18 protein-coding genes are annotated in these 15,006 nt (G+C 56.5%); 7 read left to right on the forward strand and 11 right to left on the reverse strand.

The genetic code is table 11. The annotated features are described in order from the left end of the window. Positions 1-2 precede the first annotated feature (2 nt). Positions 3-251, reverse strand: a complete 249-nt coding sequence (locus Q3970_RS03245; RefSeq protein WP_303099173.1) for a MoaD/ThiS family protein — start codon at positions 249-251, stop codon at positions 3-5. A gap of 273 nt (positions 252-524) precedes the next feature. Between Q3970_RS03245 and modA the strand changes: the two genes are divergently transcribed. From modA to Q3970_RS03260, 3 genes are all read left to right on the forward strand, one after another. Continuing rightward, a complete protein-coding gene (modA, locus tag Q3970_RS03250; protein ID WP_303099218.1) occupies positions 525-1,274 on the forward strand; it encodes a molybdate ABC transporter substrate-binding protein in 750 nt (249 codons plus the stop codon). Positions 1,275-1,495: 221 nt separating this feature from the next. Beyond that, complete coding sequence (modB, locus tag Q3970_RS03255) at positions 1,496-2,170, forward strand: molybdate ABC transporter permease subunit (RefSeq protein WP_303099174.1); 675 nt, start codon at positions 1,496-1,498, stop codon at positions 2,168-2,170. Beyond that, on the forward strand, positions 2,170-2,817 hold the full coding sequence (locus Q3970_RS03260; protein ID WP_303099175.1) for a sulfate/molybdate ABC transporter ATP-binding protein: 648 nt from the start codon (positions 2,170-2,172) through the stop codon (positions 2,815-2,817). Before modB ends, Q3970_RS03260 begins: the two co-directional genes overlap by 1 nt. A gap of 146 nt (positions 2,818-2,963) precedes the next feature. Here Q3970_RS03260 and Q3970_RS03265 read toward each other — a convergent pair whose 3' ends face one another. The 4 genes from Q3970_RS03265 to hda are packed head-to-tail and all read right to left on the reverse strand — an operon-like array spanning position 2,964 to position 5,248. After that, positions 2,964-3,551: a uracil-DNA glycosylase family protein gene (locus tag Q3970_RS03265; protein ID WP_303099176.1), complete on the reverse strand. Its 588-nt coding sequence runs from the start codon at positions 3,549-3,551 to the stop codon at positions 2,964-2,966. A gap of 27 nt (positions 3,552-3,578) precedes the next feature. Next, a complete protein-coding gene (gene cutA, locus Q3970_RS03270; RefSeq protein ID WP_303099177.1) occupies positions 3,579-3,902 on the reverse strand; it encodes a divalent-cation tolerance protein CutA in 324 nt (107 codons plus the stop codon). A 15-nt stretch (positions 3,903-3,917) separates the two neighbouring features. Next, positions 3,918-4,589, reverse strand: coding sequence for an HAD family phosphatase (locus Q3970_RS03275; RefSeq protein WP_303099178.1), 672 nt, complete (start codon positions 4,587-4,589; stop codon positions 3,918-3,920). After that, positions 4,586-5,248 carry a DnaA regulatory inactivator Hda gene (hda, locus tag Q3970_RS03280; RefSeq protein WP_303099219.1) on the reverse strand — a complete coding sequence of 221 codons (663 nt, stop codon included), beginning with the start codon at positions 5,246-5,248 and terminating at the stop codon, positions 4,586-4,588. Before hda ends, Q3970_RS03275 begins: the two co-directional genes overlap by 4 nt. Positions 5,249-5,443: 195 nt before the next feature. On the opposite strand from hda, the gene Q3970_RS03285 reads away from it, so the two are divergent. Then, positions 5,444-6,094: a DedA family protein gene (locus Q3970_RS03285; protein WP_303099179.1), complete on the forward strand. Its 651-nt coding sequence runs from the start codon at positions 5,444-5,446 to the stop codon at positions 6,092-6,094. Between the two features lie 12 nt (positions 6,095-6,106). Here the strand turns inward: Q3970_RS03285 and Q3970_RS03290 are convergent, their stop codons facing one another. Together Q3970_RS03290 and Q3970_RS03295 are read right to left on the reverse strand one after the other, a co-directional pair. Next, positions 6,107-7,366 carry an RsmB/NOP family class I SAM-dependent RNA methyltransferase gene (locus Q3970_RS03290; RefSeq protein WP_303099180.1) on the reverse strand — a complete coding sequence of 420 codons (1,260 nt, stop codon included), beginning with the start codon at positions 7,364-7,366 and terminating at the stop codon, positions 6,107-6,109. Positions 7,367-7,523: 157 nt separating this feature from the next. After that, complete coding sequence (locus Q3970_RS03295; protein ID WP_303099181.1) at positions 7,524-7,925, reverse strand: RNA-binding S4 domain-containing protein; 402 nt, start codon at positions 7,923-7,925, stop codon at positions 7,524-7,526. Positions 7,926-8,183: 258 nt separating this feature from the next. Here Q3970_RS03295 and Q3970_RS03300 point away from each other — a divergent pair, with 258 nt between their 5' ends. Together Q3970_RS03300 and ribBA are read left to right on the forward strand one after the other, a co-directional pair. Beyond that, on the forward strand, positions 8,184-9,143 hold the full coding sequence (locus Q3970_RS03300; RefSeq protein WP_303099182.1) for an acetyl-CoA carboxylase carboxyltransferase subunit alpha: 960 nt from the start codon (positions 8,184-8,186) through the stop codon (positions 9,141-9,143). 243 nt (positions 9,144-9,386) lie between these two features. Further along, on the forward strand, positions 9,387-10,478 hold the full coding sequence (ribBA, locus tag Q3970_RS03305; protein ID WP_303099183.1) for a bifunctional 3,4-dihydroxy-2-butanone-4-phosphate synthase/GTP cyclohydrolase II: 1,092 nt from the start codon (positions 9,387-9,389) through the stop codon (positions 10,476-10,478). 138 nt (positions 10,479-10,616) lie between these two features. Here the strand turns inward: ribBA and Q3970_RS03310 are convergent, their stop codons facing one another. Genes Q3970_RS03310 through Q3970_RS03320 form a run of 3 tightly spaced genes read right to left on the reverse strand, consistent with a single transcriptional unit; the run spans position 10,617 to position 12,926 of the window. Further along, on the reverse strand, positions 10,617-11,372 hold the full coding sequence (locus Q3970_RS03310; RefSeq protein ID WP_303099220.1) for an amino acid ABC transporter ATP-binding protein: 756 nt from the start codon (positions 11,370-11,372) through the stop codon (positions 10,617-10,619). A gap of 8 nt (positions 11,373-11,380) precedes the next feature. After that, entirely contained in the window at positions 11,381-12,097 is a 717-nt protein-coding gene (locus Q3970_RS03315; RefSeq protein WP_303099184.1) for an amino acid ABC transporter permease, read from the reverse strand. Continuing rightward, the gene (locus Q3970_RS03320; RefSeq protein ID WP_303099185.1) at positions 12,087-12,926 is read right to left on the reverse strand and encodes an amino acid ABC transporter substrate-binding protein; all 840 of its coding nucleotides are present in this window, start codon (positions 12,924-12,926) and stop codon (positions 12,087-12,089) included. Before Q3970_RS03320 ends, Q3970_RS03315 begins: the two co-directional genes overlap by 11 nt. A 203-nt stretch (positions 12,927-13,129) precedes the next feature. Here Q3970_RS03320 and tadA point away from each other — a divergent pair, with 203 nt between their 5' ends. After that, positions 13,130-13,846: a tRNA adenosine(34) deaminase TadA gene (gene tadA / locus Q3970_RS03325; protein ID WP_303099186.1), complete on the forward strand. Its 717-nt coding sequence runs from the start codon at positions 13,130-13,132 to the stop codon at positions 13,844-13,846. A 147-nt stretch (positions 13,847-13,993) separates the two neighbouring features. Here the strand turns inward: tadA and Q3970_RS03330 are convergent, their stop codons facing one another. Then, entirely contained in the window at positions 13,994-14,884 is an 891-nt protein-coding gene (locus Q3970_RS03330) for a LysR family transcriptional regulator (protein ID WP_303099187.1), read from the reverse strand. Between the last annotated feature and the right edge of the window lie 122 nt (positions 14,885-15,006).

The raw sequence follows: 15,006 nt of genomic DNA on the forward strand, positions 1-15,006 counted from the left end.
CGTCAGCCTCCCGTTACCGGCGGCAGCAGGCCGATTTCGGCTCCGTCGGGCACGGTATCGCCCCAGCCGCTGATTTTTTTGTTAATAACCAAGCGGAAAATCCGCCCGGGAGCCAACGCGCTTTCCCATTCGCTGCCGCGCCCCCTCAACAGCGCCAGCAAATCTTCACCCGTTCCGCCCTGCCATTCGACAGATTCTTGCGCGGTATTCAGCTGCTGTTTCAATACGCCGAAATACAAAATCGTAATCATGTTAAAAAAGGCCGTCTGAAACGGCAAACAGAGTGGTAACGGTTCGGATTCTACACGAAAACCCGAGGCCGCAATGATTACCCGATATGATTAGCAGAGATTACCGTTTCTGCAGGTTAAAGCCGCCGCTGCCGTCATAATCCGGATCAGCCGTCATTTTGAATAGTTCTTTGGTAGTAGTTATCAGGAATGCTTATACCGGCCTGCAAACGGTGCTATAACCCTCCCGTTTTTATTCCGACTGCAACAACCATTGATAAAGGTTTAAACATGATGAAAATCCGCCCGGCCGTTTTGGCCGCGTTACTGGCCGTTACCGCCCCCTACTCTTCTGCCGCCGAAATCACCGTTTCCGCCGCCGCCAGCTTGAGCAATGCTTTCAAAGAAATCGCCGCCCAATATGAGAAGCAGTATCCGCAAGACAAAATCCGGCTGAACACTGCCGCTTCGGGCACGCTGCTGCAACAGGTGCTGCAGGGCGCGCCGGTGGATATTTTGGCGTTTGCCGATCAGGAAACCATGGATAAGGCCGCCGCAGAAGGCGTTATCGACACCAAAACCCGCCGTGATTTCGCGCTTAATTCATTGGTGATTGCCGCACCGCTTAACAGCAAACTGCGTATCAACAAACTGGGCGATTTAGAAAGCGAACGCTTCGACCGCATCGCCTTGGGCAACCCCGCCAGCGTGCCGGTGGGCCGTTACAGCAAGGCCGTGTTGGAAAAAGCCGGTTTGTGGCAGGCCCTGCAGCCGAAAATCATTACCACCCAGCATGTTCGCCAGTCGCTCGACTATGTGGCACGCGGCGAAGTGGATGCGGGTTTCGTGTATAACACTGATGCGGCGCTGATGAAAGACAAAGTGAAGGTGCTGAAAACCGTGCCCACCGAAAAGCCTGTTTCCTACCCGATTGCCGTAACCAAGCAGAGCAAGGCGGCGGCGGAAGCCAAACGTTTTGCAGCTTACGTACTCTCGCCCAAAGGGCGTGCGGTACTGAACAAATACGGGTTTAAAAAGCCTTAGGCAAATACTATAGTGAATAAACTTAATAAAAAGTACACACGTCATACTCGGGCTTGACCCGAGTATCTTGAATTTCAAAAATTTGGGATACTCGGGTCAAGCCCGAGTATGACGGAACTGTTATTAAACAAGTGGTTTTGCTATAAAACGGCGGGCAGCAATGCCCGCCTTGCACATCTGCGTTTTTTCAGACGGCCACACGATAACCACACGCCTTAAAAATGACCGAATCCCTAACCGTTACGCTGCTGCTTTCGCTGAAAGTGGCCGCTCTGGCAACCATGTTAAACGTATTGCTCGGCACCGCCACGGGCTTTGCGCTGGCACGTTGGCGTTTTGCCGGCCGCAATCTGCTCGACACCCTGCTCACGCTGCCGATGGTGATGCCGCCCACCGTGCTCGGCTATTATTTATTGGTGCTTTTGGGGCGCAACAGCGCTTTCGGCGGCTGGCTGCGCGAAACGTTCGGCATCAATCTGATTTTCACTTGGCAGGGGGCGGTGCTTGCGGCGGCGGCGGTAACGTTTCCGCTGGTATTCAAACCCGCGCGGGCGGCCTTTGAAAGCGTGAACCCGCAGCTCGAGCAGGCAGCGGGCGTGTTGGGGTTGGGCGCGTGGGCGGTATTTTTCCGCGTGAGCCTGCCGCTGGCCTGGCGCGGCATACTCGCCGGCGTGCTGCTGGCGTTTGCCCGCGCCTTGGGCGAATTCGGCGCCACGCTGATGATTGCCGGCAGCATTCCGGGGCAGACGCAAACGCTTTCCATCGCCATTTATGAAGCCGTGCAGGCGGGCGACGATGCGCTGGCCAACGGCCTGGTGGTTCTGGTTTCGGCGGTGTGCATCGTGATTCTGCTGGCAGTCGGCCGGCTGGCGCGCGCGCGCGACGGGAGGGGCTGATGCTGTTCGACATCAATATCCGCAAACAACTGCCGTCGTTTCCGCTCGATATCCGCCTGCAATCCGACGCGCAAAAACTGGTGCTGCTGGGGGCTTCGGGATCGGGCAAAAGCCTCACGCTGCAACTGATTGCCGGGCTGCTGAAGCCCGACGGCGGGCATATCCGCATCGGTGGCGAAACCTGGTTCGGCAACGGCTGCAACCTGCCCGCGCGCAGGCGCCGCGCCGGGCTGATGTTTCAAGACTACGCCCTGTTTCCGCACTTAACCGTGAGCCAGAATATCGCTTTCGGCATGCAGGCAGGCTGGCGTAACCCGCCCAAAAGGCCGTCTGAAAACGTGCGCCGCTGGCTCGATTTATTGCAGCTTGGCCACGTTGCCGACCGTTATCCGCACGAAATTTCAGGCGGCCAGAAACAGCGCACCGCATTGGCGCGCACCCTGATTGTGCAGCCGAAACTGCTGCTGCTCGACGAGCCCTTTTCCGCACTCGACGCCGATTTGCGCCGCCATACCCGCCGGGAACTGCTGCAACTGCAGCAACAAAGCGGTATTCCGATGATACTGATTACCCACGATGCCGCCGATGCCGAAGCGCTGGGCGACGAAATCCGGCGGATAGAAAACGGGCGGCTGCATGGCGGCTGAAGCAAATGCCGGCGTTTTCAGACGGCCTGATAGCTTTGCAAGTTATTTCAACACCTAAAAAAAACCTGCTTCATGATCGGGCTTGGCCCGAGTATGACGATGATTGGGCATTTCACGGGTATGGCGCAGGCTTTCAACCGCCCGCTTCACAACAAGCCGATTTCCCTGAAAAAACGCCCGTAGGCTTCCGCCTTTTTCTCCAATGCCAGCGGATATGCCCGCGACGACGACGGCAGACGGTACAAACGCAAACTCCGCCCGCCGAACACCGTTTCGGCGTATTCTCCGATTTTCGGCTTGGCGGTTTCAGACGGCATCAAAGCAAGCAAGGTATCCGTAGCCAATTCGCCCGTGGTCATCACGGTTCGGCACAACGGAATGCGCGCCAGCAGGCCCGCCAGATCCACCGGCTCGACAATTTCCAGAAACTTATCCGCCGCATTCCCCTGCAAACGCCGCACCTTATGCGCCGTGTCGCTGATGGCAACGCCCTTACCGGCCAAAAACTCCCGCAGCAAGCTTTCTTTAAACGCCTTGCCGCCCGCTTCGACGAAATAATCTTTATCGCCGAAAAACACCAACCCGAACACCCGCCACATATCGTTTTGAAAATTCGGATAATAAAAATCCATTTTCCAGCGCGCACGCGGCGGCGGAAACGAGCCGAGCATCAGCAGCCGGGCGTTGGCCGGCAGAAACGGGGGCAAGGGATGGATTTCGACGGTAGCGTTCATATCGGCGGGATAAACAGAAACAGGCGCCTACAGCCCCAGCTGCGCCTTCATCCATTTCAAATACGGCAGAAAACCGCCCTGCACGGGCTGCATCAGCACTTGCGGGCAATCGTAGCTGTGGTTGCGCACAATGGTTTTTTCCACCGCCCTGTAATGGCAGCGGGCGGTTTTAATCACGATGCGGATTTCTTCTTCCCCGCACAACTCACCGTTCCACACATATCGGCTGAATATGTTTTCATATTGCACGCAGGCGGCAAGGCCGTTTTCGAGCAACAGGAGGCCGATGCGTTCGGCTTCTTCGCGGTTCGGCGCGGTGGCGGTGATGACAACGGGCTTGAAGCGGGGCATTTTTCAGACGGCCTTTTAAAATTTGAAGTTCAACACAGGCCAGCCTTGAGCCTCGGCCTCCTGCTGCAACACTCCGTCGGGGTTGACGGCCACCGGGTCGCTCACCAGCCGCAGCAGCGGCAGGTCGTTTTTGGAATCGCTGTAAAAATAGGTTTTGCTGTAGCTTGCGAGCGTTTCGCCGCGTGCGGCCAGCCATTCGTTCAGGCGGGTGATTTTGCCTTCTTTCAGGCTGGGCGTGCCGACATAATTGCCGGTGTAACGGCCGTCTGAACCGGTTTCCAGTTGTGTGCCGATAATATTTTCGATACCGAACAGGTGGCAGATGGGGGTGATGATGAATTCGTTGGTAGAGGAAATCACCAGCAGTTCGTCGCCCGCATTGCGGTGGCTTTCCACCAGCATTTTCTGCATGGGCGAAATATGCGGGGCGATAAACTCCGCCACAAATTCGCGGTGCATTTCAGCCAGCTCTTCCTTGCTGAAACGGCTGAGCGGCTCCAGATGGAACTTCAGAAACTCATCGATGTTCAAGCAGCCGTTTTGGTAGTCGCGGTAGAATTTGTCGTTTTGGGCGCGGGTGTATTCGGCATCGACCACGCCTTTCCGAATCAGGTATTGCGGCCACGAGTGGTCGGAATCGGTGTTGATTAAGGTGTTGTCCAAATCGAAAATGGCGAGGTTTTTCATGCTTGTTCCTTGAGAAGCTGCCGCAGCAGCGGCAGGGTGATGCGTTTGCCCACCGTAACGGCGTAGCGGTCTAAGGTGTCGAGCATCTGCATCAGGCTGTCGGTGTCGCGCCGCCAATGGTTGAGCAGATAGCGGAAGATTTCGGGTTCGACCACCATCTGGCGGGCAGCGGCCATACTCATTAATGCATCGATTTTTTCTTGATCGCTCAACGGCTTGACATCGTAAACCAAGCAATAGCCCATGCGGGTGCGCAAATCTTCGCGCACAGTCAGCCCGTGCGGCGGCACATCGGCGCTGAGCAGCAAAAAACCGCGCCCGCTGTTGCGGAAGCGGTTGAAAATTTCAAACAGCACGGCCTGCCCGCTGCTGTCGAGCCTGTCTGTCTGATCCACCGCCAGATATTCGGCTTCAAGCACCGCTTCGTTCAGCGGGGTGTTTTCGGCATCAACATACAAGGCGGTTTTGCCCGCCTGCAAAGCCTGCGCCACCCATGCCTGCAACAGATGGCTCTTGCCCGAACCCTGTTGCCCCCACACATAAACAAACTGCCCGTGCGCCTGTTGCAGCATATACAGCAGCTCGGCGTTAGACGTGCCCAGAAATTTGTCGAACGACGGGTAATCGCGGGCAGCAAAGTCAAAAATCAGCTGGTTCACGGTGTGTTTTACGCGGCTTTCAAAACACCGCATTGTACGTTGTTTCAACAAACGGCAGCAAGCAGCGGCGTTTGGCACAGCTTGGCATTTTCACTTAGAATAATGAACTTTATGCCCGCTTATGCCGTCTGAAACACAGCCGGGTAATTTTCAGACGGCCTGCCTTTAAAAAAACACCCCGAAAGCACACTTCAAATGGAATTCATTTCAGCGGTTATCGACTTTATCCTGCATATCGACCAGCACCTCGCCCAACTGGCCGCCCAATACGGTGCGTGGATTTACGGTATTTTATTTCTGATTATCTTCTGCGAAACCGGGCTGGTGGTTACGCCGTTTCTGCCGGGCGATTCGCTGCTGTTCGCGGCAGGCGGCATCGCCGCCGTCGGTGAAATGAACATTCATACGATGGTGCTGCTGCTGATTGCGGCAGCGGTTATCGGCGACGCGGCCAACTTCACCATCGGCAAGTATTTCGGTGCCAAGCTCTTTGCCGACCCCGATTCCAAAATCTTCAAACGCAGCTATCTCGACAAAACCCATAAGTTTTACGAAAAATACGGTGGCAAAACCATCATCATCGCCCGCTTCGTGCCCATCGTGCGCACGTTTGCACCGTTTGTGGCCGGCATGGCGAATATGCACTACGGCCGCTTTATCCGCTACAACATTATCGGCGCGGTGGTGTGGGTAGTGCTGTTTTCTTATGCGGGCTACTTCTTCGCCAACATTCCGGTGGTGAAAAACAACCTCGGCCTGGTGCTGGGCGCGATTATCGTGATTTCGGTGCTGCCCGGCGTTATCGAAGTTATCCGCGCCAGGCGCGCGGGCAAACGCGGAGCATAACCCGTCCCGCCCCTACCCTTTGCGCTGCATCACTGCGGCGAAAAAACCGTCTGTTTTGTGCGCGGCGGTATCTAACCGCAGGTAAACGCCCGTATCCAAATCCACTTTTGCCGCAGCCAGCAGACCGGCGCAGTCTACAGGCTCGAATTCGGGATGTCCGGCCAGAAAACGCTCCACCTGCCGCTCGTTTTCTTCGGGCAGAATGCTGCAAGTGGCATACACCAAGCGGCCCTGCTCTTTTACCAGCGCGGCGGCGGCATCAAGGATGTGGCTCTGCTGCTCCACCAGCTTGGCCACGGTTTCGGGCGACTGGCGGTATTTCAAATCGGGATTGCGGCGCAGCGTGCCCAAGCCGGAACACGGCGCATCCACCAACACGCGGTCGGCCTTGCCGTTCAGACGGCCTATGCGCGGGTCGTTTTCACTGCCGATGCGCTCGGGGTGGATATTGGTCAAACCCGCGCGCACCATGCGCGGCTTGAGGTTGGCCAAGCGTTTTTCAGCAATATCAAACGCATAAATGCGGCCTTTATTGGCCATCACCGCGCCGACGGCCAGCGTTTTGCCGCCCGCGCCGGCGCAGAAATCCACCACGATTTCGCCGCGCTTGGCGCCGACCAGCAAAGCCAGCAGCTGGCTGCCTTCGTCCTGCACCTCCAGTGTGCCGTCGAGAAACAGCGGGTGCCTGTTGAGCGCGGTTTTGCCGTGCAGGCGGATGCCCCACGGCGAATAAGGCGCGGCCCCGGCATTCAGCCCTTCTTGCTGAAGCGCGGCCAGCACTTTGTCGCGCCTGCCTTTGAGTGTGTTCACACGCAAATCGAGCGGCGCAGGGCGGCTGACGCTGCGCCCGAACGCAAGCAGGGCTTCGTCGCCGTAATGCGGGCGCATTTGATTAATCAGCCATCCGGGCAGTTCGGCGGCAGTGTTGAGGCCGTCTGAAAACTCGTTTTTACGGCTTTTCAGACGGCTTAAAAACCCTCTTTCTTCTTCATTGAGAAAATCCGCCAATTGGCTGATATTCATGCCCCTGCCGAGCACCAGTGCCGCCAGCGCAGCCTTGCGCGGCTGTGCGTGCGGGCGGTTTAGGGCGGCCGAGATTTTCTGATAATGGCGCAAGGCGGCAAACGCGGTTTCGGCGATTTCGCGGCGGTCTTGGCGGCCGAGTTTTTTGTGGTCGCGGAAATAGGCGGAAAGCACGGCATCGGCCGGCTGTTTGAACGTGAGCATACCGGCCAGTACGGCGGCGGTGTGATCGAGTTGGGCTGGAGTCATGACGGTTTTTAACGTGGGAATGAATCAGCGGCGGATTATACGCGAATATCCGCTGCCTCCGGCGGCAGAAAACTGGAACGGCAGATGATTTCAGACGGCATCGGAGGCATAATTAAAAGCCGTCTGAAAAACCAGGCGGTACGCCGATGCCGCCGTATCACCATCCGCCGCGTTTGATTTTATCGATCTGGCGGCGGTCGCGCTTGGTCGGGCGGCCGTCGGGATAAGCCGCACTGACGCGGCTTGCCCGGTCGAGCAGCTTCTGCTCTTCGCGGCGGCGGGCGGTTTCCTGATCTTCCTCATACAGCATACGCGCTTCAGGTGCGGGCCTGCGCTGGTGGTTGAGCGCCAGCACCTTGATTTTATAAGGCAGCGAATTGAGCGTTAAATCCAACACGTCGCCTGCGCTGATGTTTTTGCTGTTTTTCACCTTCGCCCCATTAACCTGCACCCGCCCCAGCTCGATGTGTTTCTGCGCCAGCGCGCGGGTTTTGAAAAAGCGCGCCGCCCACAGCCACTTATCGAGGCGCATGACGGCCTTGTCGCGAGCATTGTCCATAATGGTGCCGTATTGATTGATGTGCGGCCGAGTTTAGCATAAGATACGCAATCCCATATCGGGAGCTTTTACACTAAAATCAGGCTCCCGCCGATAAACAGGAATTTCTAAAGCAGATGCCGTCTGAAAGCACGGCGGCCGGAATATCGCGGCATAAGCCGGAGTGCGAAAGCTTCGGAAATTTCGCGACAGATGCTGCCAAAGCCCTTTCCTTGGCGTATCATTACGTTTGAACTCTACCGAATCAAGAGCATGATTATGAAACCCGTTTTTCTGGATTTTGAACAACCTATCGCCGAATTGACCAAAAAAATCGACGAATTGCGTTTTGTGCAGGGCGGATCCGCCGTGGATATTTCCGAAGAAATCGCCCGCCTGCAAAAGAAAAGCGCCGACCTTACCAAATCGATTTTCAGCAAACTCACCCCCGCGCAGGTGTCGCAGGTATCGCGCCACCCGCAGCGGCCCTATACCCAAGACTATATCGACGCCGTTTTCACCGATTTTGAAGAACTGCACGGCGACCGCCATTTTGCCGACGACCATGCCGTTATCGGCGGCTTGGCACGTTTCAACGGCCAAAGCGTGGTGGTGATCGGCCACCAGAAAGGCCGCGACACCAAAGAAAAAATCCGCCGCAATTTCGGCATGCCCCGCCCGGAAGGCTACCGCAAAGCCCTGCGCCTGATGCAGCTGGCCGAAAAATTCCACCTGCCCGTGATGACGTTTGTCGACACCCCCGGCGCCTACCCCGGCATCGGTGCCGAAGAGCGCAACCAATCAGAAGCCATCGGCCGCAACCTGTACGAATTAACCAAACTGCGCGTGCCCGTGTTGTGCACCATCATCGGCGAAGGCGGCTCCGGCGGCGCGTTGGCGATTGCCGTGGGCGATTTCGTGAACATGCTGCAATATTCCACCTATTCGGTGATTTCGCCGGAAGGCTGCGCGTCTATTCTGTGGAAAACCGCCGAGAAAGCCCCGGATGCCGCGCAGGCTTTGGGCATTACCGCCAAGCGCCTGGCCGATTTGGGACTGATTGACCGCGTTATCGAAGAACCGTTGGGCGGCGCACACCGGGATCATGCCGAAATCACCAAGCGTGTGAAAGATGTGCTCACCGAACAGTTGCGTACCGCACAAGATATGCCCACGGCCGACCTGCTCACCCGCCGTTTCGACCGTATCATGGCCTACGGCCGGTTTACCGAAAAATAAACTGTCCGATAAAAAGCAAGAGCAGGTTTCATACCTGCTCTTTAATCTTTCAGACAGCCGGCCTGCTTTGTTGAATTGTTTGCTTTCACAGTATTTGCCTCACATAAAACAGGCCGTCTGAAACCCTGCCGCGGGGCATCCTGCCAAACGCAAGAGTGCTACAATAGCAAGACGGTGCCGTACCGGTTTTAAAAACAATCCGCCAACTGCAACCGTTATCACGCAACTAAAAAAGGTCATCACATGAATATCTCCCCTATTTCCGAAATCCTCGCCGATATCAAAGCCGGCAAAATGGTGATCATTACCGACGCCGAAGACCGCGAAAACGAAGGCGATTTGGTGATGGCCGCCCAATTCGTTACCCCGCAGGCCGTCAACTTCATGATTAAGCACGCCCGCGGCCTCGTTTGCCTGCCGATGAACGACGAGCTGGTCGACCGCCTCAAACTGCCGCAGATGACGCAGAAAAACGGCGCCCAATACGGCACCAACTTCACCGTATCCATCGAAGCCGCCCGCGGCATTTCCACCGGTATTTCCGCCGCCGACCGCGCGCTCACCATTCAGACGGCCGTGTCGCCTGCCGTCAAACCCGAAGACATCGTCCAGCCCGGCCACATCTTCCCCCTGCGCTCGCAAAAAGGCGGCGTGCTCGTGCGTGCCGGACACACCGAAGCCGCCGTCGATCTGGCACAGATGAGCGGCCTGATTCCCGCCGGCGTGATTTGCGAAATCCTCAACGACGACGGCACCATGGCGCGTATGCCCGAGCTGATGAAGTTCGCCGAAGAGCACAACCTCAAAATCGGCACCATCGCCGACTTAATCGAATACCGCAGCCGCACCGAAAGCCTGCTTGAAGAAATGGGCGACACCGCCGTGCAAACCCCGTGGGGAGAATTCCAACAACACGTTTATGTCGACAAACTGTCCGGCGAAACCCACCTGGCACTGGTGAAAGGCGAAATCCGCCCCGAAAAAGAAACCCTCGTGCGCGTGCACGAACCGTTCAGCGCCATGGATTTTCTGCAAATCGACCCCAACCACTCATGGCCCCTGCCCAAAGCCTTGGAGCATATCCGACAGGCCGAAAGCGGTGTGATTATCCTGCTGCACCGTACCGAAGACGGCAGCGCCCTGCTCGATCGCACTTTGCCGAAAAACAGCTTCCAAGTGAAAAAATGGGATAAAAAAACCTACGGTATCGGCGCGCAGATCCTTGCCGGCCTCAACGTGCAAAAAATGCGCGTAATGGGCAAACCCTCTTCCATGAACGGGTTAACCGGCTTCGGGCTGGAAGTAACGGGTTTTGAAGAAGCCGCAAACGCATAAAAAACAGGGAGGAAGCCGAACGCCCCGTCGTTATAGCGTTTGAGTGAAAATAAGGAAACATGCAGGCCGTCTGAAAAAAACTTTCAGACGGCCTGCATGTTTCCGCAAAAAACCGGCCTTACAATCAAGCAAACGGGCTTATTCAGCCTCCACCCTAATCTGCTGCAAAAACCGTTTGGTGCGTTCGTGCTGCGGGTGGCGGAACAAAGTTTCGGGCGAGCCTTGTTCCACAATCACGCCGTTATCCATCACCACCACGGTATCGGCCACTTCCATGGCGAATTTGATTTCGTGGGTTACCACCACCATGGTCCAGCCTTCTTTGGCCAGCTCTTTCATGGTATTCAGCACATCCTGCACCAATTCGGGGTCGAGGGCGGACGTGGGTTCGTCGAACAGCATCAGTTCAGGATGAATGGCCAACGCACGGGCGATGCCGACGCGCTGCTGCTGGCCGCCTGAAAGCTGGTAGGGATAAAGATCGGCTTTATCGGCCAACCCTACTTTTTCCAGCAGCGCCATAGCGGCCTGCCTGGCTTGTGCGGCGGGTTTGCCCTGAACGGCCACGGGACCCTCCATCACGTTTTCCAACGCGGTTTTGTGCGGAAACAGATTGTATTGCTGGAAAACCATGCCTGATTTGCGGCGCAGGGCGAGAATGTCTTTTTTCGACGGATGGCGGGCGAAATCAACCTTCAGGGGCTCCTTGCCGCCGAAAGCCACCGTGCCCTGTTGCGGCATTTCCAAGGCATTGAGGCAGCGCAGGAAAGTGGTTTTGCCCGAACCGGAAGGGCCGAGTATCACCACTACGCTGCCTTTGGCCACATCCAAGCCGATGCCGCGCAAAATGGCGTTGCTGCCGAACGATTTGTGGATATTGCGGATTTCGATCATGGGCTTGCTCACTTGGCAACGTAACGGTCGAGCCGTTTTTCAAGTTTGGCCTGACCGATAAAGAGAAAGAAGCAGAACACCCAGTAAACCAGGCCGGCTTCGATATAAACGGGCAGGAAATCATAGCTGGCGTTGGCAATCTGCTGCGCCACGCGGAACAGCTCGGTGATGGTAACCACCGAAGCCAGCGAAGTGTCTTTAAACAGGCTGATAAAGGTGTTGCTCAAGGGCGGAACGGACACACGGAACGCCTGCGGCATGATGATGCGGCGGAAGGTCTGCATATAGGTCATGCCGATGGAAAAACCGGCTTCCCATTGGCCTTTGGGCACCGACAGAATCGCTGCGCGTATGGTTTCGGAAGCATAGGCGCCGATGTTGAGCGAAAAGCCGATAACGGCGGTAGGTAGCGGGTCGAGGGTGATGCCGATGGCGGGCAGGCCGTAAAACACCACCATCAGCTGCACCAGCATGGGCGTGCCGCGAACGGCGGAAACGTAAAACTGCACCACGCCCAAAAGCAGGCGGTGAAACAGGCCGGCCACGGGCACTACCCGCACCAACGCCACGCCGAGGGCGATCAATATGCCGCAGACAAAAGAAACGACGGCCAGCGGAATCGAATACAGAAACCCAGCTTTCACCATCGGCCAAAATGCGCTTATGACCAAAGCCGCACGCTCTTCGGTCATAAAAGGCAGGGCGCTTAAAAAATCACTTAACACTTACATCTTCACCAAAGAATTGTTCGCCCAGTTTTTTCAGCGTGCCGTCTTGGCGCAGCTCTTCCACCGCGCCGCTGATTTTTGCCAATGCTTCGTCGTTGTTTTTATTCACGATAAAGCCTGAACCCAGTTTTTCTTCGGCAGAGGCCGTCCAAGCGGTTTTCAGGCCGGAATTGGGGTTTTTCTTCATATAGTCGAGCAGGGCCAGCGAATCGTTGAAGGTGAAATCGGCGCGTTTCTGCCGCACCAGCGTCAGCGCTTGCGCCATGCCGTCAACCGGAACGATTTTGGCTCCGGCTTTCTGCGCCATTTCGCCGTAGTTGCTGCTCAGGGTTTGCGCGGCAGACAAGCCTTTAACATCGGCCAGAGTTTTGATGCGGTTGTCGTCTTTGCGGTCGACCGCCATCGGGCCGGAATAGCTGTAATCGGCGGATTTGTCGAAAGTGGCGCGGCGCTCGGGCGTGGTCAAGCTCACTTGGTTGGCTACCATATCGAAACGGCCTGCTTTCAAACCGGCCAGCATGGCGTCCCACTGGGTTTCTTTAAACTCGATTCGAATGCCCAGTTTTTCGGCCACGGCGCGGGTAACTTCCACATCGTAACCGGTTAATTTGCCGCCCTCGTCGTGATAGGTAAACGGCGCATAAGTGCCTTCGGTGCCCACGGTTACCGTGCCTTTGTTATTGATGCGCTCCAACAGCGAACCGGCGGCCGCTTGGGTTTGCGGGGTAGACGCGGCGGAAGCCGAAGCGGAAGAACTTGCGCCTTCGTTGCCGCAGGCCGTCAAAACAAATGCAGCCACGCTGCCGAGAACAATTTTTTTCAACATAATGTTTCCTGAAAAGCTGGTAAAAACGCGCATTGTACGGCAACCGCCGTGCCAATACAAAGAATGCCTGCCTCTATGCCGCTAGGTTTTTCGGGCTTAAACGCTATATATGCGGCAGGCCGTCTGAAACAGCGGCACGTAATCCCAGCCGCTATCTGTTGTACAATCGCCGTTGTTTTTCAGACGGCCACGGTTTAACCATTATGCAGCTCACCCATCCCCCCTTTGCCCCTAAAGTTTTGCAGGCGCTGCAATCGCTCGGCATCCGCACGCAGGCGGATATACGGGCGCACGGCGCGGCCGGTGCTTTTCTGCTGCTGAAAGCGGCCGGGTTAACCGTTACCCGCAGCACGTTGTGGCAGCTTGCCGCAGCCGAGCGTGCTATCAACGTGCACGACTTGGGGCCGTCTGAAAAATCGGCCTTGCTCGATGCGGTGCGCCTGCATCCGCCGGTGGCGGTGTTTCCGCCTGCGGCAGAAATGGAAGGTTTTATGCGCGCGGCCTTGGCGCAGGCGGAACAATCGGCCGCAGCGGGTGAAATCCCGGTGGGCGCGGTGGCGGTGAAAAACGGGGAAATCATTGCGGCGGCGCACAATACCTGCGTGGGCAGCTGCAACATCAGCCGCCACGCCGAAATCGGTGTGTTGGAAGCCGCCGGAAAAGCGCTGCAAAACTACCGCCTCGACGGTTGCGATGTTTATGTTACGCTCGAACCTTGCTGCATGTGTGCGGGCGCATTAATCCAAGCCCGCGTTGCCCGCGTGGTCTACGGCGCGAAAGAGCCGAAAACGGGCGCGGCCGGCAGCGTGGTGGACTTGTTCGGCGATACCCGCCTAAACCGCCACACGGCGGTTGCCGGCGGCGTGCTGGCCGGAGAGTGCGGCGCACTGCTGCAACGGTTTTTCAATGCCCGGCGGTAAAGGCCGGCCTGCGCTTTCGTCCACATAAAATACCCGGCATCAAGCCGGGTATTGCTGTTTTTTTGTTACTGTTTCTTGAAGCATTTCAGACGGCCAACCCGGATTGTGCAGCGGTTTTTGGCCGTCTGAAAAATATCCGCTCCGGTATCAAACAACCGTATCCGCCCAAACCTCTTCCACACAGCCCTTGAGCAGGTTCAACACAGGATCTTCTTCAAATTCGTCGAGATAAATAAAGTGCAGCGGCAGGGTTTGGCGGTATTCGTCGAGTATGTCGATGGGCTTGCCCGCCGCGCGCGCGGCTTCGGCTTTTTGTGCGGGTATCATCGCCAGCCCCGTGCCTTCGCAAACCAAATCGATGATGGTTTGCGGGTAGTCGCAGATAATCTGCTGTTTGGGCGAAATTTTATGTTTGCGCCAAAACTGCTGCATATGCTTGCGGCTGCTCGACACCACCGACATTTCAATCCATGCATATTCTTCCAAGCTTTCGGGCAGGTTTGCCCTGATATGGCCGGTTTCGCCCGCATGGCAGACCAGCGAATATTGGATGTCGCCGAGAAACAGGCTGCGCAGGCTGCGGCGGGTTACGGGGCCGAGAAAAAAGCCGCCGTGCAGTTGTTTGTCTAACACGCGCTGCTCGATTTCGCCGCTCATGCCGTATTGGATATGCAGCATGATATCCGGATCCTGCTTCAGGATGCTTTGCGTCAGGCCGGTGATTTTATCGGGGGCGACGGGGTGGATGAGACCCAAATCGGCATGGGTAACATAATGTTCCGAAAGGGTTTTGGCAAAACAGTCGAGTTTGTGGTGGTGTTGCAGCAAGGCTTCGGCCTCGGGCAGGAACACTTCGCCTGCCGGAGTGAGCGTCATGCCGTTGGTGGTGCGCTTGAACAGGGTAACGTCCAACCGTGCCTCAAGTGCCTTGATTTGCGCTGAAACCGCAGGCTGCGACAGATGCAAACGTTCCGCCGCCTGAGTGAGGTTGCCGATGTGGGCGACTTCGGTAAAGGTTTTAAGCTGTGTGTAGTCCATGTTTTTCTTCTGTACAAGTCGGTAGAGCCGTTGCCGGCACCGGCTTCTGACAGCATTACTCCATAAACAACAACTGTAGAAGACGGCACCTCATTATGCATCGATTATGGTGTTTTAGCATA

It is taken from the genome of Neisseria sp., assembly GCF_030530745.1.
Lineage (GTDB): Bacteria > Pseudomonadota > Gammaproteobacteria > Burkholderiales > Neisseriaceae > Neisseria.